Raw genomic sequence first — 20,701 nt, 5'->3', positions numbered from 1 at the left:
GTTATGGTCGAGCGCGGCGTGAAGTGCAATCCGGTTTTTGACTGGCGCGGTTTCTGGCCGGAGGAGTTTGGTGCTTGCGACTTCGTGCCAAGGGCGATCGGTCGAAAGGGGTCGGACGAACTCCCCAGCAGTGTGGGCACGGTCAACACCCCACGCGCGCTCGCACGCCGGGGCGGTGGCCCGGCTCGTGGGCCAATAAGTGTGCAGTCGCCGCTCCACCAATCTGACTCTTTGCACGCGTGTGGTTAAAATCTTCAAGCCTGTTGACTGAATTGTTGGATGGATTTGCGCTTGTCAGGCACCGGCGACAGAATTAAATTGCGCTTGTGTCGGGTAAAAATTGTTTTCCGGTCGCAATGGTTTTGAGCCAGCGTGGGAAGCAATGCCAGCGGACGGTGTTGGCGGCGACGCGTGAATGACATGATTGAACTCGTTCAGTTTCCCTGGAGTCCCTACTGCATCGTTCAAAGGCGCATCCTGGAGTTTGCCGGGGTTCGTTTCCAGATCGTCAACATCCCCAATGGCGATCGCTCGCTGGTCTGGCGTCTGACCCGTCGGCGTTACTACGGCGTGCCGATCATCAAAGATGGGCGCACGGTGGTGTTTGAAACCGACGAAGACTCGCAGGTCATCGCCAAGTATCTCGATGCCAAGCTGCAACTGGGCCTGTTCCCGAGGGAACTGGACGGGGTGCAGTCCATTCTCTGGCGCGGCATCGAAAACGAGATCGAAGGGGTCGGCTTCAAACTCAACGACATTTATTGGAAGGAAATGGTGCCGGCATCCGACCAGCTTCGATTCCTGCGCCACAAGGAACGCAAGTTCGGTCGCGGCTGCCTGGACGAATGGCGGCGGCAGCAGCGGCAACTCCTGGCCGAACTGAGGCAGCGGCTCGTTCCGTATGAACAGATGCTCCTGGGCAAGGATTTTCTGCTCGGTCACCAGCCACGGTTTGTCGATTTCGATTTGTTCGGCATGTTGGCAAACTTTCTCTACACCGGTCATTACAAACTGCCGGCCGTTCACACCCGGCTCAAATCGTGGTACGGCGCCATGGCCCGGATCAAATCCGCAGACGCGAAGTGAGAAACTACATCATCGATACGAACGTTCTCCTGCACGACCCGGACTCGATGCTCAGTTTCGAGGAGAACAATGTGCTCATTCCCATCGAGGTGATCGAAGAGGTGGATCATTTCAAGCGCGAATCCACCGAGTTGGGACAGAACGCGCGCACGGTTTCGCGCACGCTCGACGGATTGCGCAGCCAGGGACATCTGAGCAAAGGCGTGAAGCTGCCCAACGGCGGTCGCCTGCGCATCATCTTTCAGAACAAACACAAGAACGGCAACGGCACGCTGAGTCACGGCAACGCGGACAGCCGCATCATGGCTTCGGCCCTTCACGTCCAAAAGGCCGATCCGAAAAACTCGACGATCCTCGTCACCAAGGACATCAATTTGCGCATCAAAGCCGACGCGCTCGGCTTGCAGGCTGAAGATTACGAAACCGATCGCGTCCAGATCAAAGACCTTTATTCAGGCATGTTTGAGCTGTCGGTCAGCGCAGAGAAAATGGCCTCCTTCCGTGCCAATGGCGAACTCGAACTCGCCGGCAAAGGGAAATATTTTCCCAACGAATACTGCACGCTCACCGAGGAAACCAACCCCAAGCGCACGGCGCTGACCAAAGTCGATGCCACGGGCACCAAGCTGGTGCCCATCATTGACTGTCGAGAGGGCGTCTGGGGCATCAAGCCGCGCAATCGCGAGCAACACTTTGCCTTCGACTCGTTGCTCGATGATCAGGTCAAACTCGTCACGCTCATGGGCAAGGCTGGCACCGGTAAAACCCTCATGGCGATGGCCGCCGGTTTGAAGCGAACGGTGTTGGACCGCGAGTATCGTCGTCTGGTGGTGGCGCGCCCAACAATCTCGATGGGCAAGGAACTTGGATTTTTGCCCGGTTCACTGGAGGAAAAACTGGCGCCCTGGATGCAGCCGATCCACGACGCATTGGAAATGTTGAGCGACCTGAACATGGGCAACGAGCATCGGCGCAGCGGCGACTTGATGCGCTCTGGGAGCATCGTGGTCGAGGCGTTGAGCTATATTCGCGGTCGCAGCATCGCCAATCAATTCATGGTCATCGATGAGGCCCAGAACCTGACGCCGTTGGAGGTCAAAACCATCATCACGCGCGTCGGCCACGGCACCAAAATCGTGTTTACGGGTGACCCTTACCAGATCGACAATCCGTACGTGGACTCTTCTTCTAACGGCTTCAACTACATCGTCAGTCGTTTCCGGGCGGAATCGGTGTCCGCGCACATCGAATTGCAAAAAGGGGAGCGCTCCGCCCTGGCCGAACTCGCTGCCAATTTGTTGTGACCCGCTGCCTCGCGGTGGAGCGAACGACATTGCAAAATGCAAACCGGCACATTGCATTTTGCACGACTTCCAGCGCCGCAAGGTGACACGGCGAAACTCCTTGCTTGGGCGAAGTCGTTGACTGACAGGGTGCCAATCGAACCTCGATCAGCTTGGCATGACAACCGCTAAATGGTTTGTAACCCGTTTGACTCGGTGACCGTTTTAACATTGAATCGTCGAGTCACAGCTCGGGCGAAACCAGTTTAACAGTTGAAACACCTAAACAAAGATCGGTTATGAATATTCGCATGAAATTCCTCAAACAATCCTCATTCAAAGCAACGCTGCCATTGGCGGCATTGACCCTCACATTGGGCTGGCTGAATGCCGCAGCCCTGGCCGCGGAAAACAATGCGGCGGGCACCTGGAAGGCCAGCTTCACCACCGCTGATGGACAGACCATCGAGTCCACTCTCAAGATCAAACAAGAAGGCGCCAAGTTCAACGGTGTCATCGTTGGCCGCAATGGCAATGAATACCCGATTGACGAAATCAAACTCACGGGCGACGACCTTGCGATCAAATCGGTCCGCGAACGGAACGGCGAAAAGATCACGACGACTGTGGCGGCCAAATTGAGCGGCGACACTCTGAAGGGCAAGCTGCAATCCAATTACGGCGGGGAGAACCGCACCGCGGACTGGCAGGCCAAACGCGAAGGATCGACGACTGCCGCCGCGTCTAGCGCTGCGGCGGGTACGACGGGCTCCTGGAAATACGCCATCACCGTCGAAAGCGGCGATGCGTTGAATCTCGTCCTCAACCTGAAGCAGGAAGGCGAGAATGTGACCGGCAAGGTCAGCATGGGCGACTTCGAAGCTCCCATCACGGAGGGCAAAGTTGTCGGCGACGCCATCTCCTTCAAAATTCCCGTCGATACCGGCGGGCAGAAATTCACCTCCAAGTACAAAGGCACGCTGAGCGGCGATACCATCAAGGGCAAGATTGATTCGGACTGGGGTGGGGAAAATCACAACTACGATTGGAATGCCACGCGCGAAAAAGCCGCTGCCAGTTCCACCGCCAGCGCGGGAGCGGGTAGTGCTGCCGGCACTTGGAATTGGGTGCTCACCACTGAAGGCGGAGATTCGATCGAACTCAGTCTGAAGCTTAAGCAGGACGGTGAAAAACTGTCCGGCGTGGTGGTGTTGGGGGACAACGAAGCGCCCATCCTGGAAGGCCTGGTCAAGGACAACGAGGTGACCCTGAAAGTCACCCGCGAAGAAGATGGCAAGACGCAGGTCGCCAAATTCAAAGGCAAACTCAACGGGGACTCCATCAAAGGCAAGATCGAATCCGACTGGAGCGGTGAAAACAAGACCTACGATTGGAATGCCAGCCGGGAAAAAACCGCCGGCAGCGCGGCCACGGCAAGCGCCGGAGCGGGCAACGCCACCGGCACTTGGAATTGGGTGCTCACCACTGAAGGTGGAGATTCGATTGAACTGAGCCTGAAACTCAAGCAGGAAGGCGATAAGCTCTCCGGCGTTGTGGTGTTGGGCGACAACGAAGCGCCCATCCTGGAAGGCCTGGTCAAGGACAACGAGGTGACATTGAAGGTCACTCGTGAAGAAGATGGCAAGACGCAGGTAGCTAAATTCAAAGGCAAGCTGGACGGCAACTCCATCAAGGGCAAAATCGAGTCCGACTGGAGCGGCGAAAGCAAGACCTACGATTGGAACGCCAAACGGTCTATTTAACATTCCTTGTTGCCGCTGAAAAAATAATAACTTTTGGTGGTTGAAAAGTCGTTGCGTAGCCCGTTGAAAGGCGCGCAACGGCTTTTTTATTTCATCAACCTCTTCCCGTGGTCATCCATTACGACATCACAAAGTCGTGACAATTATTTTGGAACATGGCATCAATTCTTCAAACCCGCTGATTCGTTATGAAGACTACTGATCGCCGACAATTCCTGAAACAAACCGGCGCGCTCGTCGCCGGCACTGCCGCCCTCGGATTCGCCAATCCAGCCCGCGCTGCTGGTGCCAACGAGAAAGTCGTCATGGGCGTTATTGGGCCGGGCGGCATGGGCACGAACCTCTTGAAATCTTTCGCGGCTCAAAAGGATGTCGAGTTCGCCTATGTCTGCGACGTGGATGCCGACCGGATGGCCAAGGCCGCGAAGGAAGTCGAAACCACTTCTGGCAAAGCGCCAAAGTCCGTGAAGGATTTGCGCCGCATCCTGGAGGACAAATCCGTCGATGCTGTCATCATCGCGACTCCCGATCATTGGCACGCGCCGGCAACCATCCTGGCCTGCGCCGCCGGCAAGCATGTCTATGTGGAGAAACCGTGCTGCCACAACATTCGTGAGGGACGGTTGATGATCGAGGCCGCGCGACGCAACAAGCGCGTTGTGCAGACCGGCACGCAAAGCCGCAGCACTGAGCATGTGATGAAGGCGATGGAACTTCTGCACAATGGCGCGATTGGCGATATCCTCGTTTCCAAAGCCTGGAACAGCCAGCTTCGCCGCAGCATCGGCCATGCGAAACCCTCCGATCCGCCGTCGAACCTCGACTTTGATACGTGGCTCGGGCCGGCGCCGGTGGTGTCCTATCAATCCAACCTGCTCCCGGGTATCTGGCGTTGGTGGTACGCCTTCGGCACCGGCGACATGGGCAACGACGGCGTTCACGATCTCGACATCGCCCGCTGGGGATTGGGCGTCGAGACCCATCCTTCAACTATCGCCGCGCTGGGCGGGAAATATTTCTTCGATGACGACCAGCAATTCCCCGACACGCAATACGTCGTCTTCAAATACCACGGCGACGGCCAGCGCAAGAAGCAACTCATCTTCGAGCAGCGCATCTGGTCGCCTTACGTGCAGGAAGGTCACGAAAACGGAAACGCCTTTTACGGTACGAAAGGAATGTTGGTGCTCGGCAAAAGCGGCGGCTGGCAACTGTTCGGGCCGCGCAATGAACCTCGCGAAAAAATGACCGGAAAGCCCGACGGCCCGGCCCATCACCGTAACTTTCTGGATTGCCTGAAGAATGACAAGCGGCCCAACGCCGATGTCGAGATCGGGCACCTCTCCGCCGCCCTTTGTCATTTGGGCAACATCGCCACGCGCGTCGGTCGCACGCTCCATTTCAACCCCGTGACCGAGCAAATTGAAGGCGACGAAGAGGCGAATCGTCTCGTTCACCGGACGTATCGTGACGGACACTGGGCCGTGCCAAAGGGAGTTTGAGGCGAACACAATTCCACCGTGAACCTAAAAGAAGCAGAGGAAACCGCGAAACACACGAAATACGCGAACGGAGAAGGGCGTTCGGAAAAGGCTTTCTTCACCCGCCGGGTAAAGGATCCCCTCCGCTTCCCATCCCTTTCAAGCGCCTTGTTTTCGCGTGGTTCGTGTGGTTCGCGGTTCACCCCGTGGAGTATTGCCGCCTACTCCACGGGGTTCATCTCAACTGCCGTTTCAAGGTCGATCATTTGTTTCGTTGTGGTTTTCACGACATTGGGTCAGGCGGCGGAAAAACTTGCGACAAACAATCCGCCTGCTGCCTTTGCTGGATTGCGCGTCGGTGCGGCTGCCGCTGAATTCGAGGCCGACGATTCCATGATCATCGCGGGCGGCATCACTCCCGGCAAAGCGACTGGACAGGAAGGCAAACTGCGCGCTGTTGCGGTCGTTCTCGAACAAAGGCCCTTCGGCAAACTGGCCATCGTGGCGTGCGACATTTTGATGATCACTCGCGAATGGCTTGATCCGGTGGTAGCCGAAATTGAAAAAACGACCGCCATTCCCGCAGCCAATATCCTCATCAACTGCACCCACACGCACCATGCGCCGAGCACCATGGTCGTGCATGGTTATGGATTGGACGAAACATTTTCAAAACGAGTGCAACGCGGCATCGTCCAAGCCGTGCAAGAAGCCAACGCCGATCTTTCCAAAGAAGATTGTCGGTTCTACTTCCAGCTCGGTGAAGAAAAGACCGTGGGCCAGAACAGCCGGATGCTGCTCGCCGACGGGTCGATTTTTTGGATTGGACCGCGCGACGATTTCGTCCGGCCCACCGGCCCCTTCGATCCCGAACTGCCGTTGCTAGCCTTTCGCGATCCCGCCGACAAACTGCGCGCGATCATCTTCAACCATTCGACGCACAGCATCGGCACGCGCAAACCCGGAGTCCGTTCGCCGTCGTTTTACGGTCTGGCCGCGCAGGAATTGGAAACTGAACTCAGCGGCACCGTTTGCTTTCTGGAAGGCGCTTCTGGCTCGACCCACAACCTCAACCTGACGTGCGATGAGATGACCAAACGAATCAAGCAAGCCGTCCAGGACGCGCTCACCCAGGCCAAGCCGCGCCCGGTAGAAAAGCTGGCTGCCATCAAACGCCCGTTCAAATTCAAGGTCCGCAACTTTGACGAAGCGCGCGAAGAGGAAGCCGTCACGCGATACTGCCGGAAGTATGCGCCGGGTCACGCCGACCAGATCATCCCGGTCTTTCGCAACATGCGAAATAAACTTGCTCCGCTGCGCGGGCAGGAACGCGAAACCTGGCTTCAAGTTATGCGCATCGGCGACGTGGCCATTGTCGCCGTGCCCGCCGAGTTCTTCACGCAACTGGGTCTGGACATCAAAAACCGTTCGCCATTCCGCCACACTTACATTGCGGAACTCGCCAACGATTGGATCGGTTACATTCCGAACCAGGAAGGCCACAAGCTCGGCGGCTACCAGTGCTGGACTGGCTTTCACAGCTACGCCGAACCCGGCACCGGCGAACGGATTGTCGATGAAACCGTCGCCATGCTCAAAGAATTGGCTCTGTGATTTTGGCAAATCTGCTGGAGGCCTGATTCCGCTTCATTCTTGCGCCACACACTTTTGTAGGCTTATCGTGTCCTTCATGCAAAAGCAGATTTCTTTCACTCACTCAAGGAGCCAAAACATGAAAACCTCGCATCTCATCAGGGCATCGGCCCTATTCTCAATCGCCCTTGTTTGGGCGCTCACAGTCGGGCAATCGCTCGCGGCGGATGACCAAAAGCCGGAGCAACCGAAACCTGCCGCCACCGCCCAGTTGGAGAAAGTGCGTACGCTGGGTATCGTGATTTTTCCCGGGTTCGAATTGCTCGACGCTTATGGTCCGCTCGAAATGTGGGGCAACCTGAAGGGCAAGGTCAAAGTCGTCACCGTCGCCCGCGAGAAGGGCGAGATCACTTCATCCCAAGGACCAAAAACCGTCGCCGAGTTTGGGTTCAAAGATTGTCCGCCGCTCGATCTGATTCTTATCCCCGGCGGGTTCGGTGCGCTGGACGTCCTCAAAGATACCGAGACGCTGGATTGGCTCCGCGAGCGGTCCGCGAAGGCCGAGATCACCATGTCCGTCTGCAATGGCGCGTCAGTCCTCGCCGCCGCGAGCCTGCTGGATGGCCGCCCCGCGACAACGAACAAGGCCTTTTGGTCGCGCGCCACGACGCCCTGGCCGAACGTCAAGTGGGTCAAGCGCGCCCGCTGGGTGGATGACGGCAGGATTGTGACCTCCTCCGGCGTCTCGGCGGGGATGGACATGACGCTGCATGTCGTCGAACGCCTCTTCGGCAAAAAGACCGCCGATAACCTCGCCAATGGGAGCGAGTATGAGTGGCACCGCGATCCCTCCTGGGATCCTTATGCTGAGTTACACGGCCTCGTTCAGGGGCCAAAATGACGCCCTTGGCCGCCGCTGATCAAAATGGACGAAAGCTGTGCAGGCGAGGGTGGATAAACTTTTCGGAACCCATAAGATTGCCCCCACGTTCAATATGAACAAAGGCGCCACCCCTCACCTCAATCCTCTCCCCTCCGAGGGGAGAGGAGGAACGCGCGCCCTGCCGCAACCAACATCCAACACCAACGGTGGCGCGCGCCGAATTCCCTCTCCCTCATCGGGGGAGAGGGTCAGGGTGAGGGGGCAACGGGGGCAATCCGGCAAGCACCGCACTCGCACCGCCGACGCCCGCGACTTCGCCCGCCACCTACGTAGGGAATCCACCGATGCGGAAAAACGCCTGTGGCGATTGCTCCGCGACCGGCGCTTTTCTGAATTCAAGTTCCGCCGCCAATATCCCTGCGGTATCTACTTCCTCGACTTCTACTGCACGCTCGCCAAGTTGGCCGTCGAACTCGATGGCGGTGGACACGGTTTCCCTGACCAACGGGCGAGAGACGAGAAGCGAAATCAATTCCTTGCTGAGCAGGGTATCAAGGTGTTGCGCTTCTGGAATCACCAATTGCGCGGCGAACTGGAAGCCATCCGCTTTGAAATCTGGCACGCGTTGATGGAGCGGACGGGTCGCCACAAAGAAATCGCTGGTTACTTGCCCAAGCCTGCCCCCTCACCCCAACCCTCTCCCCCGATGGGGGAGAGGGAGTCGCAACGCCGCACGTCCAAAATTGCATCGCCCCTTTCGGACTCCTTCTCCCCCCACCGGAGGAGAAGGCCGGGATGAGGGGGACGCCAAAGAACACCAAAGATGAACGCGACGAACAATTTCCTCTCCCCCATCGGGGGAGAGGACCAAGGTGAGGGGGTGCTCCATGATGAATGACGCGACGAAGACATTGCCGGGTGAAGGTTTGAAACGTCCTTGACCGTCGCTCTCAAAATGTCCGAAGCGGCGCAAGAGAGAATTGATCAACTTTTCAATCGCTGATGAACGACATCCGGCTGCCTGACGGGATTGCACGAGTGCTGTTCACCACCGGCGCACGGCGGATGATTCTGCTGCACGGCTTCATCAAGAAATCTCAAAAGCCGCCGCAGGAAGAATTGACATTGGCGAAATCTCGCCTGCGTCTGCTACAATAGCGCCATGAAGAAAGGGCATATCGGTTCAAACTTCGACGACTTTCTCGCGCAGGAAGGTTTGCTCGCGGAATGCGAAGCCGGCGCGCTCAAAAGAGTTGTCACCTGGCAGCTCGCGCAATCTTTTCATCAGCGCAAACGCGCTGACCCGCGCGTGAAACCGTCCGGTAGCAAACTCGGCATCGATGCGACGAAGAAAATCCCCGGCGAAGGCTTCAAACGCCCCTGGCCGCCGCTCATCAAGATGGATGCGGCGGTGAAGGCGAAGGTGTGAAAACTCTTTTATCCGTAGCAGCCGACGTGAGGAGGCTCGAACTGAAAGAACAAACAAAAGAATGAGCCTGCTGATTCCAATCGAAGCGTTCGACAACTTCAAAGAGGCGAAGGAATTCTCCGCGTCAGATGTGACGCCTGAACTTGTTCGTGCGGTAAAGAAGCTTGACGAGCGAGAGGAGTTAGAACCTTTCCTTCGTTCAATCCTCGCCGACTTCGGCCAAACACCGCATGGCCCAATGGAAATCGCGGACATCTTCACGCACAGGGTCACGGTTAAAGGCCAGCATGGCTTGGCGGCTTTCGTTTTGAAGGGGAAGTCATTCCCTACGGTTCGACAATCCGATGTTTCGCATCAGATTTACCGGCTCAAGAAAATCGACGGATTGAAGTTCGCGGTGTTTGCCGCGCCGGGAACGATCCTTGACCCAGCTAAGGAACAGTTCTGCTCCACATGCGAGGAGATTGGCTGTCACTATGCGATTTTCGACGTGGTAGATTTGGCGCGGCTATTCGTTGCTCACGGATTCTTTTGTCCCAAGGACGCGAGTCGTATATCTGCCGGACGATGCAAATGTGGATACTCGCCAAAGAAGCGGATTCTGAACCTGCTACAGAAGGAAGCGTTGGAGGGCTTGTCAACAGCCCACGCTCTGAAACAAAAGACTGGATTGGTGGTGTTGCCGCCCGGCAGCGGTAAAACGCGAATCTCCGCCGAGGATGCGAAATCACTCAACCCAAGCTGCGTGCTTTACGTCGCACACACGCATGAAATCTTGGATGTCGCCCAGTCCGAGTTCGAGGCAAAGTTTGGCGCGGACAGCGTCGCTCGCTTGGAGCGAGCATCCTCATTCCGACAACTGAACCGCGTCAACATCGCGACGATCAAGCTGCTGGCGGAAAACTTGGCGAAGCTCTCTGCCGGTCAGTTCGATTACGTCGTCATCGACGAGTTTCACCACGCTGCGGCAAAATCATATCGCCGCCTCATCGAATGTATCCAACCGGGTTTCCTCTTGGGGCTCACGGCAACACCCTTTCGAGGTGACCGCCAGGACATTCTGCAGCTTTGCAGCGGCAACGTGATTGTCAGCTATGAGCTTCGCTTCGGAATCGAGACCGGAGTTCTCTGCCCATACCACTACTTTGGATGTTTCGACGATGTCGATTACACTCAAATCCAACACAACGGTCTGGCCTACAGTATTCGCGACCTCGAAAAAGCACTCATAGTCCCGCAGCGAGACCGCGCAATAATTCGGAAGTGGCGCGAGAAAGCTGAAGGGAAGCCGACGGTAGCATTTTGCTGCTCCATTAAACACGCGGAGCGCGTTGCCGCTAGCTTCGCCTCCGAAGGCATAGCTGCGGCGGTTTACACATCCGAATCGGACAGGCAGGAGCGCCATCAAACGCTGCTGGAGTTCAAGAGCGGAACAGTTCCCGTTCTTTGCGTTGTGGATGTTTTGAATGAGGGAGCAGACCTGCCGTTTATCGAATGCCTGCTGTTCTTGAGGCCCACGGAATCGAAGCGAATCTTCTATCAACAACTTGGGCGTGGACTGCGCAAATATGTCGGGAAGTCGCACTGCACCGTCATCGACTTCATTGGCAACTTCAAAAACGCGCACAGGATTCTCGACTATCAGGGACTGCTTCCGTTTGAAGAAGACGAACAGGCAGGTCTCGGTGGCGCGAGAACGCGGAAAGAGATTTTGAATCTGCCATTGGGCTGCGAAGTCAACTTTGATGACCGAGTTATCGATGTTTTCGCCAGCCAGACACTCGATCCGGCCTACGCGACTCGCCACAACATCCGCCGCATTCTCCTCTACCAATATGAGCGGCTGGCCCGAAAGCTTAACCGAAAACCAACCAAGATGGACATTGACAGAAACTATTTAGTGAACAGCGACATCTATGCAATTCTCTTCGGTAGCTGGACTGCATTTGAAGTTATGATGGCTCGCGAGAGATTGTGACCGTTACGTTTATTGGCCGTCGACCGCGAGGCTGGCGAAAACTCCTCGAGCACGCGCCAGCCGCTCGGCGACGACCGCCTCGTGCCGTGCCTGTTCCGGATTGTCGGCGACGTGCCGTCGCCAGCAAACCTGGTCTTCTAAATGTTGCCGAGGCGCATCCCGTATTCCAAGTCACCCGCCTATTCGGTGACCAGATCGCCGATCAGCATGAGCGCGCCCGCGTACCAGGCGCGGTCGTTGAAGCGTTCCGAATGGTCCATCTTCTCGTTGCGTTGGCTGAGGATTTTCGCCTTGTCCGGCTGGTCAGGATGGATTTCCAGTTTTACTGTGTGAACGAGGTTGGTGAGGTTCACGCCGATGGCGAGGGAGGCCAGGCGGTGGTAAGTGCAGAAAGCATCAAAGCGCGGGCGGACGGCGGGGGGCTGGTTGTCGAGCGTGACGATGACCTGTCCGCAGTCCGGGCCAACCAGATCGAAGATGCTGGCGGAGGTGCCGCGGAATTTGAATTGGATGGTTTCGCCGGGACGATTGGCTTTCCACAGTTCCGGGAGGCGCGGGCCAAAGGTTTTCGCCAGCTTGTTGGTCACGGGGTCGAGTTTCGTCCAGCCGGAACTGAGCTGGGCGCGGCTTAGCGGGACCAAATTCGCATGTTCCCAGTTGTCAGCCGCAAACGGCTCGCCCAGTTTGTGCGGCGCGGGTTTTCCAGCGGGTGTGATCAGCGCCATGCCGCGTACGATGGATTCGAGATAGACCTGGTGGCCGGTGTCGGGGAACGGATGCACGCCATCCTCGGAGAATAGAATCTTGTCGCCGAGCGCAGCCTGCTCTTCTTCGGTGACGGGTTTCTTGCCTTTGAAGACCAGCTTGCCGGCCTTTTCCAATCGCGCGACTGCCAGGCCCATATTGATGGTGGGAATGCCGTAGTGTTCGGCCAGTTGCTCCATCGCTGCGTAGGAGTGAGGGAGTTTATCTTCCTTGAGCCTGTCGAGCATGTGGCCTTCGAGGGTATAGACAAAGCAGATGTCCGTAGCCGGGTTGTCGCGCCAGGTTTGGCGGATGATGCCCTCCATGCAGCGGTGGATTTGCTCCGACGCCGCGCCGCCGTCGTTCACCGCGAACTCGACGAAGAGCAGGTCGGGCTTGAATTCCAGCACATCATGGCGCAGGCGGAAGACGCCGAGGTCGGAACCGGTGCCGCCGATGGCGCCGTTGATCTCGCTGATCGTGGCCGTGGGATACTGCTGCTGAAACCATTTGAGCGTCTTGGGCCGCCAACCTGCTTGCGCGGTGATGCTGCCGCCGAGGTAGCCGATGCGCACGGTGTTGCCGCGATCCAGCTTGGCGAAGAAGTTGGGTAACCCAACGCGCGGCGCACACTCGGCAAGCTGCGTTTCAGCAGCAGGGAGAGAGAGGCCGATCGCCAAAAAGAAGATGAAGAGATTTGTCTTCAATGAATGCTGCAGGGAGTTTGGTTTTTGACGTGGCGTGGTTCAAGGAGAATTGCTTCGGGCGCTGGCTCATTTGGGTATTCATAAACGGCACATCGTCGCGTCGTGAGGTTGGCCGCTTCCGACTTAAGCCGCCGTCCGCCAAACCTACCCAACCCCGACGCCGCGTCGGGGTTGCGGCCCATCCAGTCCCGTCCACTCGAAACAAAAGCTGTGAGTTGAGTCCGGTTTGCGGCTGGAGTCGCGGTGGGCAAGCGTTTATCTTGCGTCCAAACATGAACAGCCAACCAAATAAATTCTGGCCGGGGCTAGCGAGGCGTTTTTGCAACATCTGCGCGCTTTGCCTGCTCGTTCATGCCAGCGCGTTGGCCGCCCAGGAACGCCCCCGGCTGCTGGTGCTGACGGACATCGGTGGTGACCCGGACGATCAGCAGTCCATGGTCCGGCTGATGGTCTATGCCAATGAATTCGAGATCGAGGGACTGGTTGCCACAGCTTCCGGCACGCCGGGTGAACTGAAAACCGCCGTCACGCGACCCGACTTGATCCGTGAAGTCGTCCGCGCGTATGGCGAGGTGCGAGCCAATCTCATGCGCCACGCGCACGGTTGGCCGGAAACCCGCGCGTTATTGGGATGTGTCAAGTCGGGCAATCCAAATCGCGGGCGGGAGTACATCGGCGATGGACACGACACAGAAGCATCGCGTTGGTTGATCAAGCGCGTGGATGCCGGCTCTCCCGAACGCCCGCTCAATATCACGATTTGGGGCGGTCAAACCGATCTCGCGCAGGCGTTGTGGCGAGTCCGCCGCGATCGCGGAACGTCTGGGTTCGCACAGTTTGCGAAGCGTTTTCGGGTCTTTGACATTGGTGATCAGGATGGCGTCGCCGAATGGATGCGGACCGAGTTCCCCGGCATGCACTACATCCTGAGCAAAGCGCCCGCGGGCAAGGACCGTCGGCTGGGAACTTATCGCGGCATGTATCTCGGCGGGGACGAGTCGCTGACGAGCCGCGAGTGGATCGAGCAGCACGTGCGCAAGACGGGGACGCTTGGCGCATTGTATCCAATCAAAACCTGGACCGACCCAAATCCGAATGCCTGCCTCAAGGAAGGCGACACGCCCTCGTGGTTCTTCTTTCTTCCGCCGGGCGGCAACGATCCGAAAGCTCCCTCGAAGCCTGGATGGGGCGGCCGGTATCGGAAGGCGACGGATGGCTGGTTTCGCGACTTTGACACAGAAGTTACGGATCGGCGCGAAGCCGTCAGCCGATGGCGGCCGGCGTTCCAGTCGGACTTCGCACGGCGCATGTCGTGGTGTCTGCCCGGCGGATCCTGACATTGCCAGAATGGCTTCGTATGGGGATCGATCCGTTGCATCCGTGCACTGATGCCTGGTTCGGAAAAGAGGCAAGTCGTGCAGTTCCAGAACTGTTTGTCGTTAGCGGCGGTGTTGGTTTATACTCGCGGCGCGTTCATGCGACAGCATTCTCCATTGATAAAATTTCACCGGCGAGCCGGCTGGACGATTGTGTTGATGTTGCTGGCAGCGGTGGGTTTCTTTGTAGCGGGCATTTTCCTGCCATTCACCGCCGTGACCAAGTTGTGGTTGTTCGAGAATCAAATCTCCGTATGTCGCGGACTGATCGTTTTATGGAAGGGGGACGAACTGTTTTTGTTTATGATTCTCTTTGTGTTCACGATCTGTTTCCCGTTTGTGAAAATGAACGCCCTGCTGGCGTTGTGGCTTTATCCGGGCCTGACCGCCGACCGGGCACGGACATTCTTCAAATTCGTATCGCACATGGGCAAGTGGTCCATGCTCGACGTGTTTGTGGTCGCGATCTTGGTGTTGACGGTGAAATCCGGTGGTTTGGCTAGCATTAAAGTGCAGGGCGGATTCTTTCTCTTTTTCATTTCCGTCATGCTGACGCAATTCGCGTCGTTGTGGACCGGGAGAATCGCCTCGCGGCTGGAGAAGTAAGCGTGCTGCGTTGCGCCCGACGGTAACTTTGGCTAGGCTCGCTCAACCCATGCAAAGCAAAGTGACCACCGTTCAGCAGTATCTTGCCGAATTGTCCGCTGACCGCCGGTCTGCGATCAAGAATGTGCGCTCGGTCGTCCTCAAGAACATTGATCCCGTTTTCGAAGAGGGCATGCAGTCTGGCATGATCGAGTGTTCCGTGTTGCAGCGGCGTGACCAAAGCATCCGCGGACCGCGGCTATGGCGAAGCGCAGCCGCAGCATGTCAGAATGGCAGCCACGTCGAATTTATCCCAAAGTCTCTCTCCTCGCGAAGCTGTTGCTAATGGTCCTACGGACTCAATCGCGCTCCACTGCCAGCGCAGCAAGACTGTGTCGCGTCGCCGTTGACCTGATCCACGGCGTCAGCGATTGCGAAGTGACGGGTGACACACGTCGGATTTTAAGTAAGCTAGCTTCCATGAAGCTGGGATCAATCTTCATTTATGCGGCGGTCGTGGTGTTACCTATATCGGCTCACGCCGCTTCAACTACGCCGCCTGACTGGCTGATCGATCCTGCGCCATATCGCGCCCGCCTGATAACGAACATCGAAGGACGCGAAATCAAACTGGCCAACGGCCTTGTTGCTCGCACGTTCCGTCTCGCACCCAACGCCGCCACGGTAGGCTTCGACAATCTTGTAACTGGCGAAGCCCTCCTCCGAGGAGTGAAGCCGGAGGCGATCGTTGAAATTGATGGCATCCGCTACGAAATCGGCGGACTGAAGGGTCAGCCCAACTACGCGTTTCTCCGGCCGGAATGGATCGAACAGTTGCGCGCCGACCCGGCGGCTTTTCGTTTCGTCCGCTATGAAGTCGGCAAGCCAAAGGAGCGATTCGCGTGGAAGCAAGTTCGCCATCACGCGCCGGATGTGAAGTGGCCTCCGGCCGGCGTTCATCTACGGATGGACTACGATGCGCCACCCGGAACAAACGGAGCAGCGCCAGCGCGGATTCGCGTCTCCGTGCATTACGAGCTTTACGACGGTCTTCCGTGTTACAGCAAATGGCTGACGGTCAGCAACGGCACCGGGAAACCCATTCGCCTCGACCGCTTCTCCAGCGAAATGCTCGCAGTGGTCGAGCGCGTCGCTGAGGTGGATGCGCTGACTGCCGGCCTCATGGCCCCCAACATTCATGTCGAGACCGATATGGCCTTTGGCGGGATGATGGCGGCGGGCGCAAATCGCCGCTCGTTTCGCTGGTTGCCCGATCCCGATTTCAAATCACAGGTGAATTACGAGCGCAAGACGCCGTGTCTCCTTGAAACCGGCCCTGACCTTGGACCGGCGCAGGAAATCGCGCCCGGCGGCACCATCGAATCCTTCCACTCGTGGGTGATGCCGTTCGAAAACTTTGATCGAGAGCGTTGTGGCCTGGCGGTGCGCCGGATGTATCGCGTCATCGCGCCGTGGGCCACGGAGAACCCGCTCATGATGCACGTTCGCTCGGCCGACGAACGCACCGTGACCAACGCCATAAATCAATGCGCCGAGGTTGGCTTCGAGATGGTCATACTAAGTTTCGGGAGCGGTTTTGATCTGGAAAACGAGAAGCCGGAGACGCTCGCTCGCGCCCGTCGCTACGCCGACTACGCACACGGCAAGGGCATCGAGATTGGCAGTTACTCGCTGCTCGCCTCGCGTCGCGTCGGTGGCGGCAACGACGTGGTGATGCCGCCCGGACAAAGCCCAACCTTTGGCAACTCGCCGTGTCTGGTCAGCACCTGGGGCACAAATTATTTCCGCCGCCTCTACGAATTTCATCGCGACAGCGGCTTCACATTGCTGGAACACGATGGCTCGTATCCCGGCGACGTTTGCCAGAGCGACCAACATCCCGGTCACCGGGGGCTGGCCGACTCGCGCTGGAACCAGTGGCGCGAAATCTCTGACTTCTACAATTGGTGCCGGGGACAGGGGATTTATTTGAACGTGCCGGACCATTATTTTCTCGCCGGCTCCAGCAAGACCGGCATGGGATATCGTGAAGATAACTGGTCGCTGCCGCGCGAGCAGCAGGTCATTCACACGCGGCAGAACATCTTCGACGGCACGTGGGAGAAAACGCCGAGCATGGGTTGGATGTTCGTGCCGTTGACCGAATATCAAGGCGGTGGCGCGGCGGCCACCATCGAGCCGCTGGACGAACATCTGGACCATTACGAACGGATGCTCTACAGCAACCTCGCGCTCGGTGTGCAGGCGTGCTATCGCGGCCCGCGGCTCTACGACACCGGGCGCACGCAGGCGATGGTCAAGCGCTGGGTGGATTGGTTCAAGGCCCACCGCGACATCCTCGAAAGCGATCTCATTCACGGTCGCCGCGCCGACGCTCGTGACCTGGACTGGATGTTGCACGTGAACCCGAAGTTGAAAGAGAAAGGCATGCTCGTCGTGTTCAACCCGCTCAATCAGTCGGTGGAGAAGACCCTGCGTGTGAACCTTTTTTACACCGGCCTGACCGATAAGGCCCTCGTAAGCGAGCAGGCCAGGAAGTCAAAAACCTTCAAACTCAACCGTGATTACACCATCGAATTGCCCGTGCAAGTGCCTGCGCAGGGGATGAATTGGTTTGTCATCGAGTAGCGTGTTACATCAGAACCCGGCGACGGGCTGGGACGGCTTCGAGTTCATCGTGAACCGGACGGTGGGCGCGGACGGAAAGACCTGGCTCGAAAAGAACGACGGCGTTTGGAAATGGAAGAAGACTGCGCCGGTGAAATTTCGCGTGCAAGGCAACGAACTGCAACTGGCCATTCCGCGTGCGGCGCTCGGTCCGCCCAAAGGCTCAACCCGCCTGCATCTCGATTTCAAATGGACCGACAATCTCCAACATCCCGGTGACATCCTGGATTTCCTGGTCAGCGGCGACGTGGCGCCCGACGGGCGATTCAAGTATCGGTATGACGGTGAATGATGCCGAGGGAACGTGTATTGCGTCGCATCTGCCTGCTTAATCATAATCTTTCTCTTGATCCGAGTCCTTCTACAACGGCGTATCTACTGGCGCTCGCACCGGACAGGCAACATAGAAGAATGTGAGCCGACTTACGCCGGCTGCTACGGTGATGGGTTTTGATCCAGCCACTCAACGAACAGACGGGGTGAGAGAATTCGGATGCCTTGAAATTCTTTGAGCGTGAGCAAGTCATTATCGCCGGTGAGGATGATTCCAGCGTGGGCGGCGAGAGCGGTGGCCAGCGCTTCATCGTCATCCGCGTCACGACAAACAGGCTTGGGCAGGCGGGCTGGCTTCACCACGGTGGCTGAGTCCTCGTAGATTTGCAGCAGCGGCAACTCCTTGGGATTGACGCCAAATTTTTCGCGCAGCTTTTCTGCCAGTTCCTGAAGCAAGGCGCGGGAGGTGAACAACTCACAGCCCGGCAGGCGGCGCTTGACGATGTCGCGGCACAAACCTTCGGCCACGAGTCCGGCAATGAGGACGTTGGTGTCAACGACGACTTTCAAGAGACGAGTTTGAACACGTCTTCGTCGGTGTAGATGCGCTGGGCGCGGGCTTTGGGAGCAAGCCTGCGGCGGGTTTCCTCGAAGGCGTCCGCCCAAAGCTGTTTCTGAACGGCGCGGCGGACGAATTCGCTCTCGCTCACGCGTTGCACCCGGGCGGCGCGGGAGACATCGCGGCGCAGCACCGGCGGCAGGCTGATGGTCAAGGTAGCTCTCATGTAAGACAGATTAAGACAGCCGGGCAGACCCGTCAAGCCGCTGTATTTGCTGCACTCACGAAAATCCATTTCGACGGCGCGCATTTCCGTCGCAACATTGCGGCGAAGGTGATGAACCGTGCAGATCGTATTCAGTTCGCATCCGATTGGCTTTTGACTTTGGCGGCTTGAATCAGTTTTTGAAGCGCTTGTTGCTGTTCAGACGATGTGAGGTAAGGCTGTAGCTGCGATGGATCAATCGGTTCTTTCCCGTTGTTCGCTTCCTTGTAAGTTTTCAGTGGAGCGGACAGTGTTTTTATCGCCGACGCCAGAGCAAGTGATTCATCGCTCCATGAGCTAGTGCCTGAAGTGCCGTAGCCGTTCGGGCCAATACCCCATCGCGAATCATATTTTTCGTCCACTGGCGCTCTTTGCGTGATGATCCAATCCCCACCCAACTTGGTATTCGGGAGATCGTCTGCCTGAACGACTGCATAACGTTTCAAAATGGCTTCGTCCACCGGTGATTCAAAATAGGGTTGCAGTTGGGATATAACGGTCGGGAACTTACCGTTGTTGGCCTCCATGTATTTCTTCAAGGCCGGGTGCAACAAAGTTACAAATTTGTTTTCTCCGGCGCCCCGTAATGCGCTCAAAGCTTTGCGATAATCTGTATCTGTCTCAAGTTTGCCTTTAGTGGCATTCAGCCAGTCTTGTTCGGTGATGAACTGAAGTTCTGGAATTGTTGCTTCTGGCGTTTGTTCGAGCCGCTGCTTCAAATTGTTCACGCGCGTTAGCCAAGATTTTGCCGCGGCGTCGGTTGAGGTGTCCGTGGCGTTCGCCTGGGTCGACGCCCGCGCGTCGCTTTTTAACCGTGTGACTTCACCGCGCAGCTTGAGCAACTCGGCGGTATTGCGGTTCAACCGTTCGTTCTCATTGCGCAGCGCGGCGAGTTTGCGCGTGACATCGTCGCGTTTGCGGGTCAGTTGTTCGATCTGTTCAAGGGGCGACGCCTGTTGTTTTTGGAACGTCTGAACCTGATTTTGCGAGGATGAAGCCCGGCGGGCTTCGTAAATTCCAGTTCCAATGGCGGCCGTGAGCGTCGCGGCGATGATGGTTTTTTGCAGTGTGGTCATGGCGATGGCTTTGGTGGCGGTTGCGGTTGCAGTTGAGGTGGTGGCGATGGCTGTTCCGGCAAGGGCGGCAGCAGTGGCAATTGTGGTGGCGAGTCCAACCGGCGCAGCCTGAACCGCATTGGCGGTGATGACAACGACGAGTCCGCTCGCGCCGACGGTGATGCCGCGTTTGGCGAAGAATTCGCGCAGCCGTTCGACGGCGCGGCTGACCCGTTTTTGCGCGGCTTCGTCGCTGACGCCGAGGGTTTGCGCCATCTCCTGAGCGGACTTGCGTTCAAAGTAGCGCAGCAACAGCGCATCGCGGTCCGCCTCGTTCAATTCGCCCAGCGCGGCGTCGAGATGCGGGGCGATGTGTTCCCAAAGAGAAGGGTCGGATTGGGTGGCAAGCAATTCATTCATGGCGGCGGCCTCCTGTTCGCGGGCGCGACGGCGCATATCGGTGCGGACGGTTTGGGCGGCAAGATTCTGCGCCGTGCGATGCAGCCAGCCCGAAACAACGGGACGTTCCATGAGCTGGCGGGCATTTTGCGCGAAAGCGACAAACACACCCTGCGTCACGTCCTCGGCCAGGTGCACATCGCGAACCATCCGCAGCGCAGCGGAATAGACGAAGTCAACGTGCCGGCGCACGAGTTCGGCGAACGCCGCCTCCGCGCGTTTCCCGACGTAATCGCGCAACAACTGTTGGTCGGTCAGACTGTTCATTCGTTGGATCAGATTAAGATTAAGAGAATGATTAAGAGTAAGATTTTGAAAAGCGCTATCGGTTCTTAATCGTAATCTTCATCTTAATCCGAGTCATTCCATAATAGAGTAGCCGCCGAAGCCCAAATCGGACAGGGAATCTGCGCACCACCACCGAAGCGGTGGGTCACTTTGTTTGGAGTTCCGCCTTCAGGCGGCCGGGGCGGGCCTTAATCACAGAACCGCCT

At 57.5% G+C, this 20,701-nt stretch carries 18 protein-coding genes; 14 read left to right on the top strand and 4 right to left on the bottom strand.

Features of this window, described 5'->3' with window-relative positions:
* The first annotated feature begins 420 nt into the window (after positions 1 to 420).
* The 10 genes from HY298_15305 (at position 421) to HY298_15260 (ending at position 11,496) form a co-directional block, all read left to right on the top strand.
* Positions 421 to 1,086 carry a glutathione S-transferase gene (locus HY298_15305; protein MBI3851625.1) on the top strand — a complete coding sequence of 222 codons (666 nt, stop codon included), beginning with the start codon at positions 421 to 423 and terminating at the stop codon, positions 1,084 to 1,086.
* Positions 1,083 to 2,390: a PhoH family protein gene (locus tag HY298_15300; protein ID MBI3851624.1), complete on the top strand. Its 1,308-nt coding sequence runs from the start codon at positions 1,083 to 1,085 to the stop codon at positions 2,388 to 2,390. Before HY298_15305 ends, HY298_15300 begins: the two co-directional genes overlap by 4 nt.
* 290 nt (positions 2,391 to 2,680) lie before the next feature.
* Complete coding sequence (locus tag HY298_15295) at positions 2,681 to 4,132, top strand: hypothetical protein (protein ID MBI3851623.1); 1,452 nt, start codon at positions 2,681 to 2,683, stop codon at positions 4,130 to 4,132.
* A gap of 188 nt (positions 4,133 to 4,320) precedes the next feature.
* Positions 4,321 to 5,634, top strand: a complete 1,314-nt coding sequence (locus HY298_15290) for a Gfo/Idh/MocA family oxidoreductase (protein MBI3851622.1) — start codon at positions 4,321 to 4,323, stop codon at positions 5,632 to 5,634.
* An 18-nt stretch (positions 5,635 to 5,652) separates the two neighbouring features.
* Positions 5,653 to 7,227, top strand: a complete 1,575-nt coding sequence (locus tag HY298_15285; GenBank protein ID MBI3851621.1) for a hypothetical protein — start codon at positions 5,653 to 5,655, stop codon at positions 7,225 to 7,227.
* Between the two features lie 118 nt (positions 7,228 to 7,345).
* Entirely contained in the window at positions 7,346 to 8,107 is a 762-nt protein-coding gene (locus HY298_15280; protein ID MBI3851620.1) for a DJ-1/PfpI family protein, read from the top strand.
* A gap of 94 nt (positions 8,108 to 8,201) precedes the next feature.
* Positions 8,202 to 8,888, top strand: coding sequence for a DUF559 domain-containing protein (locus tag HY298_15275; GenBank protein MBI3851619.1), 687 nt, complete (start codon positions 8,202 to 8,204; stop codon positions 8,886 to 8,888).
* Positions 8,889 to 9,091: 203 nt separating this feature from the next.
* Complete coding sequence (locus HY298_15270) at positions 9,092 to 9,247, top strand: type II toxin-antitoxin system RelE/ParE family toxin (protein ID MBI3851618.1); 156 nt, start codon at positions 9,092 to 9,094, stop codon at positions 9,245 to 9,247.
* Between the two features lie 4 nt (positions 9,248 to 9,251).
* Positions 9,252 to 9,518, top strand: a complete 267-nt coding sequence (locus tag HY298_15265) for a hypothetical protein (GenBank protein ID MBI3851617.1) — start codon at positions 9,252 to 9,254, stop codon at positions 9,516 to 9,518.
* A gap of 61 nt (positions 9,519 to 9,579) precedes the next feature.
* Positions 9,580 to 11,496 (top strand): DEAD/DEAH box helicase, encoded by a 1,917-nt coding sequence (locus HY298_15260; GenBank protein ID MBI3851616.1) that lies wholly within the window; start codon positions 9,580 to 9,582, stop codon positions 11,494 to 11,496.
* A gap of 179 nt (positions 11,497 to 11,675) precedes the next feature.
* Here HY298_15260 and HY298_15255 read toward each other — a convergent pair whose 3' ends face one another.
* On the bottom strand, positions 11,676 to 12,920 hold the full coding sequence (locus tag HY298_15255; GenBank protein ID MBI3851615.1) for an SGNH/GDSL hydrolase family protein: 1,245 nt from the start codon (positions 12,918 to 12,920) through the stop codon (positions 11,676 to 11,678).
* A 299-nt stretch (positions 12,921 to 13,219) separates the two neighbouring features.
* On the opposite strand from HY298_15255, the gene HY298_15250 reads away from it, so the two are divergent.
* From HY298_15250 to HY298_15235, 4 genes are all read left to right on the top strand, one after another.
* Positions 13,220 to 14,284: a DUF1593 domain-containing protein gene (locus HY298_15250; GenBank protein ID MBI3851614.1), complete on the top strand. Its 1,065-nt coding sequence runs from the start codon at positions 13,220 to 13,222 to the stop codon at positions 14,282 to 14,284.
* Positions 14,285 to 14,362: 78 nt separating this feature from the next.
* Entirely contained in the window at positions 14,363 to 14,929 is a 567-nt protein-coding gene (locus HY298_15245; GenBank protein MBI3851613.1) for a paraquat-inducible protein A, read from the top strand.
* A gap of 459 nt (positions 14,930 to 15,388) precedes the next feature.
* The gene (locus tag HY298_15240; protein MBI3851612.1) at positions 15,389 to 17,557 is read left to right on the top strand and encodes an alpha-galactosidase; all 2,169 of its coding nucleotides are present in this window, start codon (positions 15,389 to 15,391) and stop codon (positions 17,555 to 17,557) included.
* 1 nt (position 17,558) lies between these two features.
* Positions 17,559 to 17,888: a hypothetical protein gene (locus HY298_15235; GenBank protein MBI3851611.1), complete on the top strand. Its 330-nt coding sequence runs from the start codon at positions 17,559 to 17,561 to the stop codon at positions 17,886 to 17,888.
* A 143-nt stretch (positions 17,889 to 18,031) separates the two neighbouring features.
* On the opposite strand, the gene HY298_15230 is transcribed toward HY298_15235, so the two are convergent.
* The 3 genes from HY298_15230 to HY298_15220 are packed head-to-tail and all read right to left on the bottom strand — an operon-like array spanning position 18,032 to position 20,474.
* Positions 18,032 to 18,439, bottom strand: coding sequence for a putative toxin-antitoxin system toxin component, PIN family (locus HY298_15230; GenBank protein ID MBI3851610.1), 408 nt, complete (start codon positions 18,437 to 18,439; stop codon positions 18,032 to 18,034).
* Positions 18,436 to 18,738 (bottom strand): CopG family transcriptional regulator, encoded by a 303-nt coding sequence (locus HY298_15225; GenBank protein MBI3851609.1) that lies wholly within the window; start codon positions 18,736 to 18,738, stop codon positions 18,436 to 18,438. Before HY298_15225 ends, HY298_15230 begins: the two co-directional genes overlap by 4 nt.
* A gap of 47 nt (positions 18,739 to 18,785) precedes the next feature.
* Positions 18,786 to 20,474 (bottom strand): sigma-70 family RNA polymerase sigma factor, encoded by a 1,689-nt coding sequence (locus HY298_15220; protein MBI3851608.1) that lies wholly within the window; start codon positions 20,472 to 20,474, stop codon positions 18,786 to 18,788.
* Between the last annotated feature and the right edge of the window lie 227 nt (positions 20,475 to 20,701).

Source organism: Verrucomicrobiota bacterium, from assembly GCA_016200005.1.
Taxonomy (GTDB): domain Bacteria; phylum Verrucomicrobiota; class Verrucomicrobiia; order Limisphaerales; family PALSA-1396; genus PALSA-1396.
This window is presented reverse-complemented; position numbering and strand designations above follow the sequence as displayed.